We start from the raw sequence: 16,257 nt of genomic DNA on the forward strand, positions 1-16,257 counted from the left end.
CTAACGGCGTCGTGCCGTTAACCTTCGCGGCGGAGAGTCGATTGGACAGTCGCTGCCTTCTATGAAAATTAGAGGGGGGAGGAAAGTCCGGGCTCCATAGGGCGAAGTGCCAGGTAATGCCTGGGAGGCGTGAGCCTACGGAAAGTGCCACAGAAAATAACCGCCTAAGTACTTCGGTACCGGTAAGGGTGAAAAGGTGCGGTAAGAGCGCACCGCACGACTGGCAACAGTTCGTGGCTAGGTAAACCCCACTTGGAGCAAGACCAAATAGGGTCCCAAGGCGTGGCCCGCGCTGGGACCGGGTAGGTTGCTAAAGATGTCCAGTGATGGCCATCGTAGACGAATGACTGTTCAAGACAGAACCCGGCTTATAGATCGACTCTCCACCTTTTTTCCTTCTGTCCGAATCTCGGGCAGGAATCTGGTAGTAACGCGAGAATCCCTCCCTGCTGAATCATCAGCAGATGCGTCTTCGTAATACCGAAAAAATCTTACTCTTAATAAATTACTTTAACTTTAAGCCCTAGCTCTTTGAGCTATTTGGCGTTGCTGAGTCAAAATCGCCGTCAAACTCTCGTTTCTCCTCCTTTTACCTTCCTAAATCTCCGTTCTGTAAGGCTTTTCCTTGAATCCGCGCCTTGACGGTGTGGTGGGCGCATTCCTATAGTGTGCGCAAGTGGCGGAAAGTGGCACAAAGTGGGTTTTTTGAACGTAAAACGCTAAAATTTGGAGAAACGCATCTGTGTTTCGCGGAGCTAACGCTATCAGTCTCGATGCAAAAGGCCGTCTCGCCATGCCGAGCCGGTATCGTGACGAGCTCATTTCGCGAAGTTCCGGGCAATTAATCATCACCATTGATGCCGTTGATCCTTGTTTGTGCGTGTACCCGCTCGATGAGTGGGAACTGATTGAAACCAAGTTGCGTGCACTGCCTTCACTGCGTGAAGAGAACCGCCGCCTGCAACGCTTGCTGATTGGTAATGCCGTCGACCTCGAGCTCGATGGCAGCGGTCGTTTCCTGGTTCCACCGCGTTTGCGCGAATACGCCAAGTTGGACAAGCGCGCGATGCTGGTAGGCCAACTGAACAAGTTCCAATTGTGGGACGAAGATGCCTGGGATGCTGTTTCTGCAGCTGACCTGGCTGCTATTCAACAACCGGGCGCCATGCCTGATGAACTGCGTGATTTGATCCTGTGACTATTGATAGCGGTTTTAACCACATCACCGTACTGCTTGACGAAGCCGTTGAGGCTCTCGCCGTACGCGCGGATGGCTGCTATTTGGATGGCACCTTCGGCAGGGGCGGGCACAGTCGGCTGATTCTCAGCCAGCTTGGTCCGGACGGTAAGCTCCTCGGGTTCGACAAAGACCCTCAAGCGATTGCCACCGGGCAAGCTCTAGCGGCCGAAGACGGCCGCTTTGTCGTTGTGCAGCGTAGCTTTGCCGAACTCGGCGCAGAAGTGGCCGAGCGTGGCATGGCGGGCAAGGTGGCCGGGGTTCTGCTGGACCTGGGCGTGTCTTCGCCACAGCTGGACGACCCTGAGCGTGGCTTCAGTTTCATGAACGACGGCCCGCTCGACATGCGCATGGACCCAAGCCGTGGCATCAGCGCCGCGCAGTTCATCGCCACCGCGCCCCACGAAGAAATCACCCGTGTGTTCAAGGAATACGGCGAAGAGCGCTTCGCTGGCCGCATGGCGCGTGCCGTGGTCGAACGCCGGGAAATCCAGCCGTTCGAACGCACCGCCGACCTGGCTGAAGTGCTGAAAGTCGCCAACCCTGCGTGGGAAAAGGGCAAGAACCCGGCAACCCGTGCGTTCCAGGGCCTGCGCATTCACGTCAACAACGAGTTGGGCGATCTGGAAGCCGGCCTCGAAGCCGCCCTGGAAGCCTTGGAAGTGGGCGGTCGCCTGGTGGTGATCAGCTTCCACTCCCTGGAAGACCGCATCGTCAAATTGTTCATGCGTCGTCTGGTCAAGGGCGAATCCGACAACCTGCCGCGCAACCTGCCGGTACGTTACGAAGCCTTTGTGCCGAAAATCAAAATCCATGGCAAAGCGCAGTTCGCTTCCGAAGCCGAACTCAAGGCCAACCCGCGTGCCCGTAGCGCTGTCATGCGCGTTGCGGAGAAGTTGCGGTGAGCAAGCTTTTCGCCAAGCCCCTCCCGGGCGGCAGCTTCTTTATGTTGCTGCTGTTTGTTGGCGTCCTGGTATCCGCGATTGCGGTGTCCTACAGCGCCCACTACAACCGTCAGTTGCTCAATACCCTGTACGGGGAACTGAGCGTGCGCGACAAGGCGCAGGCGGAGTGGGGCCGGTTGATCCTCGAGCAAAGCACCTGGACGGCCCACAGTCGTATCGAAGTGCTGGCCACTGAACAGCTGAAGATGCACATCCCGGGCGCTGCAGAAGTTCGTATGGTGGCGCCATGATGAAACTCGAGGGCGCACTCTACCCATGGCGCTTCCGCGTAGTGCTGGGGTTGCTGGCACTGATGGTGGGCGCGATTGCCTGGCGGATTATCGACCTGCAAGTGGTGGACCGTGACTTCCTGATCGGCCAGGGCGACGCCCGCAGCCTGCGGCATATCCCGATTCCTGCGCACCGCGGCCTGATCACCGACCGTAACGGCGAGCCCCTGGCCGTGAGTACTCCGGTGACCACCCTGTGGGCCAACGCCAAGGAAATGCAGACCGCCAAGGACAAGTGGCCGGAACTGGCTGCCGCCCTGGGCCAGGACCCTAAAGCCCTGAGCGAGCGTCTCGACGCCCAGGCCAACAAAGAATTCATCTACCTGGTTCGCGGCCTCACCCCTGAACAAGGCCAGCAAGTGCTCGACCTTAAAGTCCCCGGTGTCTACGGCATCGAGGAGTTTCGGCGTTTCTACCCGGCCGGCGAAACCACTGCCCATATGGTGGGCTTCACCGACATTGATGATCACGGTCGCGAAGGCGTAGAACTTGCCTACGACGAATGGCTGGCCGGGGTCCCCGGCAAACGGCAGGTCATCAAGGATCGGCGCGGCAGACTGATCAAGGATGTCCAGGTCACCAAAAACGCCAAGGCCGGTAAGCCCTTGGCGTTGTCGATTGACCTGCGCCTGCAATACCTGGCCAACCGTGAGCTGCGTAACGCGATCATCGAGAACGGTGCGAAAGCCGGCAGCCTGGTGATCATGGACGTGAAGACCGGCGAGATTCTCGCCATGGTCAACCAGCCGACCTACAACCCTAACAACCGTCGCAACCTGCAACCGGCGATGATGCGCAACCGCGCCATGATCGACGTGTTCGAGCCCGGTTCGACCATGAAAGCCATCTCCATGAGTGCCGCCCTGGAAACCGGGCGCTGGAAGCCCTCCGACAAGGTCGAGGTCTACCCGGGCACCCTGCAGTTGGGCAAATACACCATTCGTGACGTATCGCGCACCGAAGGTCCGGTGCTGGATCTGACAGGTATCTTGATCAACTCCAGTAACGTGGGTATGAGTAAAGTCGCCTTCGATATCGGCGGCGAAGCCATCTACCACCTCGCGCAAAAAATCGGCCTGGGCCAACCCACTGGCCTGGATTTCCCGGGCGAGCGTGTGGGCAACCTGCCGAACTACCGCGACTGGAAAAAGGCCGAGACTGCCACGCTTTCCTATGGCTACGGCCTGTCGGTGACGGCCATCCAATTGGCCCACGCCTTCTCGGTATTGGCCAACAACGGCCGCATGGTGCCGCTGAGCCTGATCCACCTGGACGAGGCGCCGCCTGCAACCCAGGTGATCCCGGAAAACGTCGCCAAGACCATGCAAGGCATGCTGCAACAAGTGATCGAAGCACCGCGTGGCGTGTTCCGTGCCCAGGTGCCGGCGTATCACGTGGCAGGCAAGTCCGGTACCGCGCGTAAAACCGCCGTGGGCACCAAGGGCTACGCCGAGAACTCCTACCGCTCGCTGTTCGCAGGCTTCGGCCCGATGAGCGATCCGCGTTACGCCATTGTTGTGGTGATCGATGAGCCGAGCAAAGCCGGTTACTTCGGTGGCCTGGTATCGGCGCCGGTGTTCAGCAAGGTGATGTCCGGGACGCTGCGCCTGATGAACATCACGCCGGACAACCTGCCGGCGACCCAACAAGCGAACGCCGGACCGCCGGCTGCTGCTGTAAAAGCCAATGGAGGGCGCGGCTGATGTCCCTTAGCCTGAACAAGATTTTTGCCCACGCTGGCCGCGATCTGCTGATTCGCGAGTTGACCCTGGACAGCCGTAATGTGCGCGCCGGTGACCTGTTCCTGGCCGTGCCGGGTGGCAAGTTCGATGGCCGTGACCATATCGCCGACGCGCTGAAACGCGGTGCGGCAGCGGTGGCCTATGAAGTGGAAGGCGCCACTGTGCTGCCGATCACCGACGTGCCATTGATTCCGGTCAAGGGCCTGGCGGCGCAGCTGTCGGACATCGCCGGGCGCTTTTATGGCGACCCGAGCCGTACCCTGAACCTGGTGGGCGTGACCGGCACCAACGGCAAGACCAGCGTGACCCAATTGGTTGCCCAGGCGCTTGACCTGCTGGGCCAACATTGCGGCATCGTCGGCACCCTGGGCACCGGTTTCTACGGCGCGCTGCAAAGCGGCCTGCACACCACGCCTAACCCGATTGCCGTACAGGCGACCCTGGCCGACCTGAAAAAGGCCGGTGCCAAGGCGGTTGCCATGGAAGTCTCGTCCCACGGTCTGGACCAGGGCCGCGTGACTGCTCTGGCGTTCGACGTGGCGGTGATGACCAACCTGTCCCGGGATCACCTGGATTACCACGGGACCATGGAGGCATACGCCGCCACCAAGGCCCGGCTGTTTGCCTGGAATGACCTGAAGTGCCGGGTGGTCAACCTGGACGACGAATTCGGTCGTCAGCTGGCCGCCGCCCAAGGCGACGGTCGCCTGATCAGCTACAGCCTGGAAGATTCCAGCGCCTACCTGTATTGCCGTGAAGCCAGCTTTGATGACGAAGGCGTGCGCGCCACCCTGGTGACGCCGCAGGGCGAGCACCATTTGCGCAGCACCTTGCTCGGGCGTTTCAACCTGAGCAACGTATTGGCCGCTGTTGGTGCCTTGCTCGGCCTGGATTACGCCCTCGACGAAATCCTGCGCGTGCTGCCGAAGCTGGAAGGCCCGGCCGGTCGTATGCAGCGCCTCGGCGGAGGCACCCAGCCGCTGGTAGTGGTCGATTACGCCCACACCCCAGACGCCCTGGAAAAAATCCTGCAAGCCCTGCGTCCCCACGCCAAGGGCAAGTTGCTGTGCCTGTTCGGCTGTGGCGGTGACCGCGATCGCGGCAAACGCCCGCTGATGGCTGAAATCGTCGAGCGCCTGGCTGATGGTGTCCTGGTCACTGACGACAACCCGCGCAGCGAAGACCCAAGCCAGATTTTCGATGACATTCGTGTCGGCTTTAAAGAGGCATCCAAGGCGACGTTCGTTGCCGGTCGCGGTGCAGCCATCGCCCAATTGATCGCCAGCGCAAGTGCTGACGACGTGGTGGTGCTGGCCGGTAAAGGTCACGAGGATTATCAGGAAATCAACGGTGAACGCCATCCTTTCTCGGATCTGGTCGAGGCTGATCACGCCTTGACCGCATGGGAGGTGGCCCATGCTTAAGGCGCTCACATTCAGCGAACTGACCCAGGCCTTGTCGGCCCGCGTGCTGTCGGCTGATTGCAGCTTTGATGGCGTCAGCATCGACAGCCGTACCATTAAGCCCGGACAACTGTTTGTCGCCTTGGCCGGCCCAAGTTTTGATGGCCATGACTACCTGAATGACGTCGCTGCCAAAGGCGCTGTCGGCGCTCTGGTGCAGCGCGAAGTTACTGACTCGACACTGCCGCAATTGCTGGTCGCTGACACCCGCCTGGCCCTCGGCCAACTGGGGGCGCTGAACCGTGCCGCTTTCACCAATCCTGTTGCGGCAATCACCGGCTCCAGCGGCAAAACCACGGTCAAGGAACTGCTGGCCGGCATCCTGCGCACGCGCGGTCCGGTCCTGGCGACCCGTGGCAACCTGAACAATGACTTCGGCGCTCCGCTGACCCTGCTCGAACTGGCCCCGGAACACACGGCGGCGGTGATTGAGCTGGGTGCTTCGCGCATCGGCGAAATCGCCTACACCGTGGCCATGACCAAGCCTCATGTCGCGGTGATCAGCAACGCCGGCACCGCCCATGTCGGCGAGTTTGGCGGCCCTGAAAAGATCGTTGAAGCCAAAGGCGAAATCATCGAAGGCCTCGACGCATCCGGCACTGCCGTGCTGAACCTCGACGACAAGGCCTTCGAAACCTGGCGTGTACGTGCCGCCGGTCGCAAGGTCTTGAGCTTCGCGGTGCACAACGCCGCTGGCGATTTCCATGCCTCGAATATCAAGGCCGACGCCCGTGGTTGCCCGTCCTTCACCCTGCATACCCCGCAAGGTGACGAGCACGTACAGCTGAACCTGCTGGGCAACCATAACGTCGCCAATGCGCTGGCTGCCGCCGCCGCTGCCCATGTGCTGGGCGTGTCGTTGTTCGGCATCGCCACCGGCCTTGGTGCGGTGCAACCGGTCAAGGGCCGTACCGTCGCGCAACTGGCCAGCAACGGCATGCGCGTGATTGATGACACCTACAACGCGAACCAGTCCTCGATCTGCGCCGCCATCGACCTGCTGACCGGTTTCGCCGGTCGCAAGGTGCTGGTGCTGGGGGACATCGCCGAACTGGGCGAGTGGGCCGAACAGTCTCACCGTGAAGTCGGCGCGTACGCGGCCGGCAAGGTCGATGCCCTGTACGCCGTTGGGCCGAACATGCTTCACGCCGTGGACACCTTCGGGCCGGGCGCCAGGCATTTCGCCAGCCAGGCCGAGCTGATCCAGGCGCTGAGCGCAGCTGAACAAGACAAACACACCACTATTTTGATCAAGGGATCGCGCAGCGCGGTGATGGAAAACGTCGTCGTGGCCTTGTGTGGCTCAAGTACGGAGAAACATTAATGCTGCTGCTGCTGGCTGAGTATCTGCAACAGTTCCACAAAGGCTTCGCGGTCTTTCAGTACCTGACCCTGCGCGGGATTCTGGGTGTGCTGACCGCGCTGTCGTTGTCGCTGTTCCTCGGGCCATGGATGATCCGTACCCTGCAAAACCTGCAGATCGGCCAGTCTGTGCGCAACGACGGCCCGCAGTCGCACCTGTCCAAATCCGGCACCCCGACCATGGGCGGTGCGTTGATCCTGTCGTCCATCGGCATCAGTACGCTGCTGTGGGCTGACCTGCATAACCGCTATGTCTGGACCGTGCTGCTGGTGACCCTGCTGTTCGGCGCCATCGGTTGGGTGGATGACTACCGCAAGGTGATCGAGAAGAACTCCAAGGGGCTGCCAAGCCGCTGGAAGTATTTCTGGCAGTCGGTGTTCGGCCTGGCGGCGGCAATCTTCCTTTATACGACTGCGCCAAGCGCGGTCGAGACCACCCTGATCATCCCGATGCTCAAGGACGCCAGCATCCCGCTGGGCGTCGGCTTCGTGGTACTGACTTACTTCGTGATCGTCGGCTCGAGCAACGCGGTCAACCTGACTGACGGCCTCGACGGCCTGGCGATCATGCCGACGGTGATGGTGGGCGGCGCGCTCGGCATCTTCTGCTACCTGTCGGGTAACGTGAAATTCGCTGAATACCTGCTGATCCCGTATGTACCGGGCGCGGGCGAACTGATCGTGTTCTGCGGCGCATTGATCGGTGCCGGCCTGGGCTTCCTGTGGTTCAACACCTATCCCGCACAAGTCTTCATGGGCGACGTCGGCGCACTGGCGCTGGGCGCGGCCCTGGGCACCATCGCGGTGATCGTCCGCCAGGAAATCGTCCTGTTCATCATGGGCGGTGTGTTCGTGATGGAAACCCTGTCGGTGGTGATCCAGGTTGCCTCCTTCAAATTGACCGGGCGCCGCGTGTTCCGCATGGCGCCGATACACCACCACTTTGAACTCAAGGGCTGGCCTGAGCCGCGGGTGATTGTCCGTTTCTGGATTATCACCGTGATTCTGGTTCTGTTCGGCCTTGCCACCCTGAAACTGAGGTAGAAACGAGTGTCCCTGATCGCTTCAGACCACTTCCGCATCGTTGTCGGCCTCGGCAAGAGCGGCATGTCCCTGGTTCGCTTCCTGGCGAACCGGGGCACGTCGTTTGCCGTGGCCGATACGCGGGAAAATCCACCGGAGCTGGTCACGCTGCGCCGTGACTACCCGCACGTGGAAGTGCGTTGTGGCGAGCTGGATGTCGAGTTTCTGTGCCGTGCCGATGAGCTCTACGTGAGCCCCGGTCTGGCCCTGGCGACCCCGGCCCTGCAAGCGGCGGCGGCCCGTGGTGTGAAGTTGTCCGGCGATATCGAGCTGTTCGCGCGTAACGCGAAGGCGCCGATCGTGGCCATCAGCGGTTCCAACGCCAAAAGCACCGTCACCACCCTGGTGGGCGAGATGGCAGCTGCGGCCGGCAAGCGTGTGGCCGTGGGCGGCAACCTCGGCACGCCGGCGCTGGACCTGCTCAACGACGACGTCGAGCTGTACGTGATGGAGCTGTCGAGCTTCCAGCTGGAAACCACCGACCAGCTCAACGCCGAAGTGGCCACCGTGCTCAACGTCAGCGAAGACCACATGGACCGCTACAGTGGCCTGCCGGCCTATCACCTGGCCAAGCACCGGATCTTCCGTGGTGCGCGGCAAGTGGTGGTGAACCGTCAGGATGCCCTGAGCCGTCCGCTGATCGGCGAAGGTCTGCCGTGCTGGACCTTCGGCCTGAACAAACCCGACTTCAAGGCGTTCGGTCTTCGGGAAGAGAACGGCGAGAAATACCTGGCCTTCGAATTCCAGAACCTGATGCCGGTGCGTGAACTGAAAATCCGTGGTGCGCACAACCAGGCGAATGCCCTGGCGGCGCTGGCACTCGGTCACGCGGTGGGCTTGCCGTTCGACGCAATGCTGTCGGCCCTGCGCACATTCGCCGGGCTTGAGCATCGCTGCCAGTGGGTTCGCGACCTCGACGGCGTCGGCTATTACAACGATTCCAAGGCCACCAACGTCGGTGCGGCACTGGCTGCCATCGAAGGTTTGGGGGCCGATATTCAAGGCAAGGTCGTGCTGATCGCCGGTGGCGACGGCAAGGGTGCCGACTTCAAGGACCTTAAAGGCCCGGTCGCTGCCCACTGCCGCGCCGTGGTGTTGATGGGCCGCGATTCCGGCTTGATCGCCGATGCCCTGGGCGACGCCGTACCGCAGGTGCGCGCGCAGTCCCTGGACGATGCCATCGCCCAATCCAAAGCCTTGGCTCAGCCGGGCGATGTGGTGCTGCTGTCGCCTGCCTGCGCGAGTTTCGACATGTTCAAGAACTACGAAGAGCGCGGCCAGCTGTTCGCCCGCGCCGTGGAGGCCTTGGCATGAGTATCAATTTCCGGAACATCATCAAGCCGTACCCGTCGCCGATCATTACCGGGCGCGGTATCGACCTGGATTTCCCGATGCTTGCCGGTTGCCTCGCACTGCTGGGTCTTGGCCTGGTAATGATTACCTCGGCGTCCTCGGAAGTGGCCGCCGTGCAGTCTGGCAACACCCTGTACATGATGATCCGTCACCTGGTGTACCTGGTGATCGGTCTCGGTGCGTGCATCGTCACCATGATGATCCCGATTGCCACTTGGCAGCGCCTGGGTTGGCTGATGCTGGTGGGCGCGTTCGGCCTGTTGATCATGGTGATCCTGCCCGGCATCGGGCGTGAGGTGAACGGTTCGATGCGCTGGATCGGCTTCGGTGCGTTCAACGTGCAGCCGTCGGAAATCGCCAAGGTGTTCGTGGTGATCTACCTCGCCGGTTACCTGGTGCGGCGCCAGAAAGAAGTACGCGAAAGCTGGATGGGCTTCTTCAAGCCGTTCATCGTGCTGTTGCCGATGGCCGGCCTGTTGCTGATGGAGCCGGACTTCGGTGCCACCGTCGTAATGATGGGGGCAGCGGCGGCGATGCTGTTCCTCGGTGGGGTGGGCCTGTTCCGCTTCACCTTGATGGTGGTGCTGGCGGTGGCCGCTGTGACCATTCTGGTGCAGGCGCAACCCTACCGGATGGCGCGTCTGATTACCTTTACCGACCCGTGGTCCGATCAGTTCGGTTCCGGCTACCAGTTGACCCAGGCGTTGATCGCCTTCGGTCGCGGCGAGTGGCTGGGGGTTGGCCTGGGCAACAGCGTGCAGAAGCAGTTCTACCTGCCGGAAGCCCACACCGACTTCGTGTTCTCGGTACTCGCCGAAGAGCTGGGCGTGGTCGGCTCGCTGTGCACCGTCGCGCTGTTCGTATTCGTGTGTGTACGCGGCATGTACATCGGTTTGTGGGCTGAAAAGGCCAAGCAATATTTCGCCGCTTACGTGGCGTACGGCTTGTCGTTCCTGTGGATCGGCCAGTTCCTGATCAACATCGGGGTGAACGTCGGCCTGCTGCCGACCAAGGGCCTGACCTTGCCGTTCCTCAGTTACGGCGGCAGTTCGTTGGTGATTTGCTGCGCCTGTCTCGGGTTATTGCTGCGCATCGAGTGGGAGAGTCGAACCCACCTGGGCAGCGAAGAGATGGAGTTCAGCGAAAGTGACTTCGCCGAGGAGCCGAACCATGGGCGCTAACGTGCTGATCATGGCAGGCGGCACCGGTGGTCACGTGTTCCCGGCGCTGGCCTGTGCCCGCGAGTTCCAGAACCGCGGCTACACCGTGCATTGGCTCGGCACGCCGCGCGGCATCGAAAACGATCTGGTACCGAATGCCGGCTTGCCACTGCATTTGATCAACGTCACCGGCCTGCGTGGCAAGGGCAAGCTGTCCCTGCTCAAGGCGCCGTTCGTGTTGCTCAAGGCGGTGTGGCAGGCGCGCAAGGTTATCCGTGAAGTGAAGCCGGTATGCGTGCTGGGCTTTGGCGGTTACGTGACCGGCCCTGGCGGTGTCGCGGCAAAACTCGCCGGTGTGCCGGTGATCGTCCATGAGCAGAACGCCGTGGCCGGCACCGCCAACCGCCTGCTGGTGCCCTTGGCTGCCCGGGTGTGCGAGGCGTTTCCGAAGACCTTTGGGGCTGCGGACAAGCTGCGTACCACCGGCAACCCGGTGCGTACAGAACTGTTCATGGACATCGCCCGCCAGCCGTTGGCCGGTCGCAAGGCGCACCTGTTGATACTGGGCGGAAGCCTGGGCGCCGAACCCTTGAACAAATTGCTGCCTGAAGCGGTGTCGCAACTCCCTGAGGAGCTGCGCCCCGAGATCTTCCATCAGGCCGGCAAGAACCACGATGAAGTGACCGCCACGCGCTACCGCGAAGCGGGTGTGGAGGCGAATGTGCAGCCCTTCATCAAAGACATGGCCCAAGCCTATGGCTGGGCCGACCTGGTGGTCTGTCGCGCAGGTGCGTTGACCGTCAGTGAACTGGCTGCCGCCGGTCTGCCGTCCTTGCTGGTGCCTTTGCCCCACGCGATCGACGATCACCAGACCCGCAACGCCGAATATTTGGCCGGGGAGGGCGCTGCCTTCCTGCTGCCGCAAAGAACGACTGGCGCCGCCGATTTGGCCGCACGCCTGACCGAGGTTTTGATGCAACCGGAACGACTGAACAGCATGGCGAGCACCGCAAGCCGCCTGGCCAAACCTGACGCAACCCGCACCGTGGTCGATATCTGCCTGGAGGTGGCCCATGGTTGAGAATCAGAAAGCCATGCCACAACCGGAAATGCGCCGCATCCGTCGCATCCACTTCGTCGGTATCGGCGGCGTGGGCATGTGCGGGATCGCCGAAGTGTTGCTGAACCTGGGTTATCAGGTGTCCGGCTCCGACCTGAAAATGTCGCCAGTCACCGAGCGCCTGGAATCGTTTGGCGCGAAAATCTTTATCGGCCACCGCGCTGAGAACGCCGCCGAAGCCGATGTGCTGGTGGTCTCCAGTGCCGTGAACACCTCCAACCCGGAAGTGGCCACAGCCCTTGAGCGCCGCATTCCCGTGGTGCCGCGCGCCGAGATGCTGGCCGAACTGATGCGCTACCGCCACGGCATTGCCGTCGCCGGTACCCATGGCAAGACCACCACCACCAGCCTGATCGCCTCGGTGTTCGCCGCCGGTGGCCTGGACCCGACGTTCGTGATCGGTGGCCGCCTGAATGCAGCCGGCACCAATGCACAGCTCGGTACCAGCCGCTACCTGATCGCCGAAGCCGATGAAAGCGACGCCAGCTTCCTGCACCTGCAACCGCTGGTGGCCGTGGTGACCAACATCGACGCCGACCACATGGCGACCTACGACGGTGACTTCAACAAACTGAAGAAAACTTTTGTCGAGTTCCTGCACAACCTGCCGTTTTACGGTCTGGCCGTGGTGTGCCTGGACGATCCGGTGGTGCGCGAAATTTTGCCGCTGGTGAAGCGTCCGACCGTGACCTACGGCTTCAGCGAAGACTGCGACGTGCGTGCAATCAATGTGCGCCAGCAGGGCATGCAGACCTTCTTCACCGTGCTGCGCCCTGACCGCGAGCCGTTGGATGTCTCGGTGAACATGCCGGGCAACCACAACGTACTCAACTCTCTGGCGACCATCTGCATCGCCTCCGACGAAGGCGTCAGCGATGAAGCCATCGTCGAAGGCCTGTCGGGTTTTGCCGGTGTGGGTCGTCGCTTCCAGGTCTACGGCGAACTGCCGGTGGACGGCGGCAACGTGATGCTGGTGGACGACTACGGTCACCACCCTACCGAAGTCGCCGCAGTGATCAAGGCCGTGCGCGGTGGCTGGCCAGAGCGCCGCCTGGTGATGGTGTACCAGCCGCACCGCTACAGCCGTACCCGCGACCTGTATGACGACTTCGTCAATGTACTGGCTGACGCCAACGTGTTGCTGCTGATGGAAGTCTACCCGGCTGGTGAAGAACCGATCCCGGGTGCCGACAGCCGCAAGCTGTGCAACAGCATCCGTCAGCGGGGCCAACTGGACCCGATCTACATCGAACGCGGTGTGGACCTCGCGCCAATCGTCAAACCGCTGCTGCGTGCCGGCGACATCCTGCTGTGCCAGGGTGCCGGTGATATCGGCGGGCTCGCCCCTAAATTGCTGGCGAGCCCGCTGTTTGCCGCCCGACAGGGGAAGTCGAAATGACCACTGACTACGGCTCCCTGTTCTCCACCATTCAACCTGCCGACTTCGGCCGCGTTGCGGTGCTGTTCGGTGGCAAAAGTGCTGAGCGTGAAGTGTCGCTGAAGTCCGGCAATGCCGTACTGGAAGCGCTGCAAAGTGCCGGCGTGAATGCGTTCGGCATCGACGTGGGCGATGACTTCCTGTCGCGCCTGCAGGCCGAGAAAATCGATCGCGCCTTCATCATTCTTCACGGCCGTGGCGGTGAAGACGGCAGCATGCAGGGCCTGCTGGAATGCCTGGGCATTCCGTACACCGGCAGCGGGATCCTCGCTTCGGCACTGGCCATGGACAAGTTGCGCACCAAGCAGGTGTGGCACAGCCTGGGTATTCCGACCCCGCGTCACAGCGTGCTGTGCAGCGAAGACGATTGTATTTCTGCAGCCAAGGAACTGGGCCTGCCTTTGATCGTCAAACCAGCCCATGAAGGCTCCAGTATCGGCATGGCTAAAGTGAACTCAGCCGCCGAATTGATTGACGCATGGAAAGCGGCCAGTACCTACGATTCGCAAGTGTTGGTGGAACAGTGGATTCAAGGTCCCGAGTTCACCATCGCTACGCTGCGTGGCCAGGTATTGCCGCCTATCGCATTGGGCACGCCCCACACCTTTTATGATTACGACGCCAAGTACGTGGCTTCCGATACTCAGTACCGGATCCCGTGTGGCCTCGACGCAACCAAGGAACAGGAATTGATGGACCTCACGGCGAAAGCCTGTGAGGCGCTGGGTATCGCCGGTTGGGCGCGGGCAGACGTGATGCAGGATGACCAAGGGAATTTCTGGTTCCTTGAAGTCAACACCGCACCCGGGATGACCGATCACAGCCTGGTACCTATGGCCGCTCGTGCAGCCGGTTTGGATTTCCAGCAGTTGGTGCTGGCGATCCTGGCAGCAAGCATTGAGCCTCGAGGCTAAGACCATGAACGGCGCATCGCTTCGTCATCAGCAACCCGCTCCCGGCCGCAAGCCGGTGCCGCGTGGTGCCAGCCGAATGGTGGCTAAAGAGCCGATGTCGGCGCGCATGCCGAAAGCCAACTTTGGTTTTCTGAAGGCTTTGTTCTGGCCGGTGATCCTGGTGGCGTTGGGGTTTGGTACGTACGAAGGCGCCCAGCGTCTGTTGCCGTATGCCGACCGGCCGATCACCAAGATCAGTGTGCAGGGCGATTTGAGCTACATCAGCCAGCAAGCCGTGCAGCAGCGAATCGCCCCGTTTGTGGCGTCGAGCTTCTTCACCATCGACCTGGCAGGCATGCGTTCCGAGCTGGAACAGATGCCATGGATTGCCCACGCCGAAGTTCGTCGCGTGTGGCCGGATCAGGTAACGATCCGCCTGGAAGAACAACTGCCTGTGGCCCGTTGGGGCGATGGACAGTTGTTGAACAACCAGGGCCAGGCGTTTGCACCTCGCGAAGTGGCGAATTACGAGCACCTGCCGCAGTTGTTCGGGCCGCAGCGGGCGCAGCAGCAAGTGATGCAGCAGTACCAGGCGTTGAGCCAGATGCTGCGGCCGTTGGGCTTCTCGATTGCGCGACTGGAATTGCGTGAGCGGGGGAGCTGGTTTTTGACCACGGGTGCAGGCAGTTCCGGCCCGGGCATCGAGTTGTTGCTGGGACGCGGCAACCTGGTGGAAAAGATGCGCCGTTTTATCGCCATCTATGAAAAGACCTTGAAAGAACAGATTACGAACATTGCGAGCATCGACCTGCGTTACGCCAACGGCCTTGCCGTCGGCTGGCGGGCCCCTGCGGCGCCCACGGCAGCGCAACCTGCTGTCGCGAAGAATTAAGAAGAGGCAGGACCCATGGCAAACGTGCAAAGCGGCAAAATGATCGTCGGTCTGGATATCGGCACCTCCAAAGTGGTGGCGCTGGTAGGCGAGGTCGCGGACGACGGCACGCTGGAAATCGTCGGAATCGGCACGCATCCGTCCCGGGGCCTGAAGAAGGGCGTGGTGGTGAATATTGAATCCACCGTGCAATCGATCCAGCGCGCCATCGAAGAAGCGCAGCTGATGGCCGGTTGCCGGATTCACTCGGCATTCGTCGGTGTTGCCGGCAACCACATCCGCAGCCTGAACTCCCACGGCATCGTGGCGATCCGCGACCGCGAAGTCAGCTCGGCGGACCTGGAGCGGGTACTCGACGCAGCGCAAGCCGTGGCGATCCCGGCTGACCAGCGCGTGCTGCACACGCTGCCGCAGGACTACGTGATCGACAACCAGGAAGGCGTTCGCGAGCCTTTGGGCATGTCGGGCGTCCGTCTGGAAGCCAAGGTTCACGTGGTGACCTGCGCCGTCAACGCTGCACAGAACATTGAAAAATGCGTGCGCCGCTGCGGCCTGGAAATCGACGACATCATTCTCGAGCAGTTGGCTTCGGCTTACTCGGTACTGACCGACGACGAAAAAGAACTGGGCGTGTGCCTGGTGGACATCGGCGGCGGCACCACGGACATCGCGATCTTCACCGAGGGTGCGATCCGTCACACCGCCGTGATCCCGATTGCCGGTGACCAGGTGACCAACGACATCGCCATGGCGTTGCGCACCCCGACCCAGTACGCCGAAGAAATCAAGATCCGTTACGCCTGCGCCCTGGCCAAGCTGGCCGGTGCCGGTGAAACCATCAAGGTGCCGAGCGTGGGCGACCGTCCACCGCGCGAACTGTCGCGCCAGGCGTTGGCCGAAGTGGTTGAACCGCGCTACGACGAATTGTTCACCCTGATCCAGGCTGAACTGCGCCGCAGCGGCTACGAAGATTTGATCCCGGCCGGCATCGTGCTGACCGGTGGCACCTCGAAGATGGAAGGCGCGGTCGAGTTGGCCGAGGAAATCTTCCACATGCCGGTCCGCCTGGGCGTGCCCCATGGCGTGAAAGGCCTGGGCGACGTGGTGCGCAACCCGATTTATTCCACCGGTGTGGGCTTGTTGTTGTACGGGCTGCAAAAGCAGACCGACGGCATTTCCCTGTCGGGCCCGAGCAACCGCGACAGCTACAGAAGCGACGACGAAGCGAAAGCACCGTTGTTCGAGCGGTTGCAGGCTTGGGTGAAAGGCAATTTCTAAAG

General features: G+C 61.6%; 14 protein-coding genes and 1 other RNA gene. All 15 read left to right on the forward strand.

From position 1 onward, the window contains the following. Window positions 1–33: 33 nt before the first annotated feature. The 15 genes from rnpB to ftsA all read left to right on the forward strand — a co-directional run bounded on the left by rnpB (window position 34) and on the right by ftsA (window position 16,255). Window positions 34–387, forward strand: an RNA gene (gene rnpB, locus K0H47_RS08145) — RNase P RNA component class A. Window positions 388–742: 355 nt separating this feature from the next. Then, the gene (gene mraZ / locus K0H47_RS08150; RefSeq protein WP_003171868.1) at window positions 743–1,198 is read left to right on the forward strand and encodes a division/cell wall cluster transcriptional repressor MraZ; all 456 of its coding nucleotides are present in this window, start codon (window positions 743–745) and stop codon (window positions 1,196–1,198) included. After that, window positions 1,195–2,142, forward strand: coding sequence for a 16S rRNA (cytosine(1402)-N(4))-methyltransferase RsmH (gene rsmH / locus K0H47_RS08155; RefSeq protein ID WP_003216201.1), 948 nt, complete (start codon window positions 1,195–1,197; stop codon window positions 2,140–2,142). The genes mraZ and rsmH overlap by 4 nt, the downstream gene beginning before the upstream one ends. Next, on the forward strand, window positions 2,139–2,432 hold the full coding sequence (ftsL, locus tag K0H47_RS08160) for a cell division protein FtsL (protein ID WP_003216203.1): 294 nt from the start codon (window positions 2,139–2,141) through the stop codon (window positions 2,430–2,432). Before rsmH ends, ftsL begins: the two co-directional genes overlap by 4 nt. Next, window positions 2,432–4,174 (forward strand): penicillin-binding protein 2, encoded by a 1,743-nt coding sequence (locus K0H47_RS08165; RefSeq protein WP_167410175.1) that lies wholly within the window; start codon window positions 2,432–2,434, stop codon window positions 4,172–4,174. Before ftsL ends, K0H47_RS08165 begins: the two co-directional genes overlap by 1 nt. Next, complete coding sequence (locus K0H47_RS08170; protein WP_201140113.1) at window positions 4,174–5,637, forward strand: UDP-N-acetylmuramoyl-L-alanyl-D-glutamate--2,6-diaminopimelate ligase; 1,464 nt, start codon at window positions 4,174–4,176, stop codon at window positions 5,635–5,637. The genes K0H47_RS08165 and K0H47_RS08170 overlap by 1 nt, the downstream gene beginning before the upstream one ends. Further along, a complete protein-coding gene (gene murF, locus K0H47_RS08175) occupies window positions 5,630–7,000 on the forward strand; it encodes a UDP-N-acetylmuramoyl-tripeptide--D-alanyl-D-alanine ligase (protein WP_219272342.1) in 1,371 nt (456 codons plus the stop codon). Before K0H47_RS08170 ends, murF begins: the two co-directional genes overlap by 8 nt. Beyond that, window positions 7,000–8,082 (forward strand): phospho-N-acetylmuramoyl-pentapeptide-transferase, encoded by a 1,083-nt coding sequence (gene mraY / locus K0H47_RS08180; RefSeq protein WP_017477688.1) that lies wholly within the window; start codon window positions 7,000–7,002, stop codon window positions 8,080–8,082. Before murF ends, mraY begins: the two co-directional genes overlap by 1 nt. Before the next feature lie 6 nt (window positions 8,083–8,088). After that, entirely contained in the window at window positions 8,089–9,435 is a 1,347-nt protein-coding gene (murD, locus tag K0H47_RS08185; protein ID WP_219272343.1) for a UDP-N-acetylmuramoyl-L-alanine--D-glutamate ligase, read from the forward strand. Beyond that, on the forward strand, window positions 9,432–10,655 hold the full coding sequence (gene ftsW / locus K0H47_RS08190) for a putative lipid II flippase FtsW (RefSeq protein WP_063027210.1): 1,224 nt from the start codon (window positions 9,432–9,434) through the stop codon (window positions 10,653–10,655). Before murD ends, ftsW begins: the two co-directional genes overlap by 4 nt. Then, a complete protein-coding gene (gene murG / locus K0H47_RS08195) occupies window positions 10,645–11,715 on the forward strand; it encodes an undecaprenyldiphospho-muramoylpentapeptide beta-N-acetylglucosaminyltransferase (protein WP_063027212.1) in 1,071 nt (356 codons plus the stop codon). The genes ftsW and murG overlap by 11 nt, the downstream gene beginning before the upstream one ends. After that, the gene (gene murC, locus K0H47_RS08200) at window positions 11,708–13,153 is read left to right on the forward strand and encodes a UDP-N-acetylmuramate--L-alanine ligase (RefSeq protein ID WP_219272345.1); all 1,446 of its coding nucleotides are present in this window, start codon (window positions 11,708–11,710) and stop codon (window positions 13,151–13,153) included. The genes murG and murC overlap by 8 nt, the downstream gene beginning before the upstream one ends. Continuing rightward, window positions 13,150–14,106: a D-alanine--D-alanine ligase gene (locus tag K0H47_RS08205; protein WP_010170475.1), complete on the forward strand. Its 957-nt coding sequence runs from the start codon at window positions 13,150–13,152 to the stop codon at window positions 14,104–14,106. The genes murC and K0H47_RS08205 overlap by 4 nt, the downstream gene beginning before the upstream one ends. 4 nt (window positions 14,107–14,110) lie before the next feature. Next, the gene (locus K0H47_RS08210; RefSeq protein WP_029615882.1) at window positions 14,111–14,977 is read left to right on the forward strand and encodes a cell division protein FtsQ/DivIB; all 867 of its coding nucleotides are present in this window, start codon (window positions 14,111–14,113) and stop codon (window positions 14,975–14,977) included. A gap of 15 nt (window positions 14,978–14,992) precedes the next feature. Next, a complete protein-coding gene (gene ftsA / locus K0H47_RS08215; RefSeq protein WP_003216224.1) occupies window positions 14,993–16,255 on the forward strand; it encodes a cell division protein FtsA in 1,263 nt (420 codons plus the stop codon). Window positions 16,256–16,257 lie beyond the last annotated feature (2 nt).

The sequence above is a fragment of the Pseudomonas sp. Xaverov 83 genome (assembly GCF_019352905.1).
GTDB lineage: Bacteria > Pseudomonadota > Gammaproteobacteria > Pseudomonadales > Pseudomonadaceae > Aquipseudomonas > Aquipseudomonas yamanorum.

Excerpts from the sequence above, each read along its gene's own strand:
- K0H47_RS08165 (WP_167410175.1), top strand. The coding sequence starts at position 2,432 with ATGAAACTCGAGGGCGCACTCTACCCATGGCGCTTCCGCGTAGTGCTG.
- K0H47_RS08170 (WP_201140113.1), top strand. The coding sequence starts at position 4,174 with ATGTCCCTTAGCCTGAACAAGATTTTTGCCCACGCTGGCCGCGATCTG.
- murF (WP_219272342.1), top strand. The coding sequence starts at position 5,630 with ATGCTTAAGGCGCTCACATTCAGCGAACTGACCCAGGCCTTGTCGGCC.
- mraY (WP_017477688.1), top strand. The coding sequence starts at position 7,000 with ATGCTGCTGCTGCTGGCTGAGTATCTGCAACAGTTCCACAAAGGCTTC.
- ftsW (WP_063027210.1), top strand. The coding sequence starts at position 9,432 with ATGAGTATCAATTTCCGGAACATCATCAAGCCGTACCCGTCGCCGATC.
- murG (WP_063027212.1), top strand. The coding sequence starts at position 10,645 with ATGGGCGCTAACGTGCTGATCATGGCAGGCGGCACCGGTGGTCACGTG.
- murC (WP_219272345.1), top strand. The coding sequence starts at position 11,708 with ATGGTTGAGAATCAGAAAGCCATGCCACAACCGGAAATGCGCCGCATC.
- K0H47_RS08205 (WP_010170475.1), top strand. The coding sequence starts at position 13,150 with ATGACCACTGACTACGGCTCCCTGTTCTCCACCATTCAACCTGCCGAC.
- K0H47_RS08210 (WP_029615882.1), top strand. The coding sequence starts at position 14,111 with ATGAACGGCGCATCGCTTCGTCATCAGCAACCCGCTCCCGGCCGCAAG.
- ftsA (WP_003216224.1), top strand. The coding sequence starts at position 14,993 with ATGGCAAACGTGCAAAGCGGCAAAATGATCGTCGGTCTGGATATCGGC.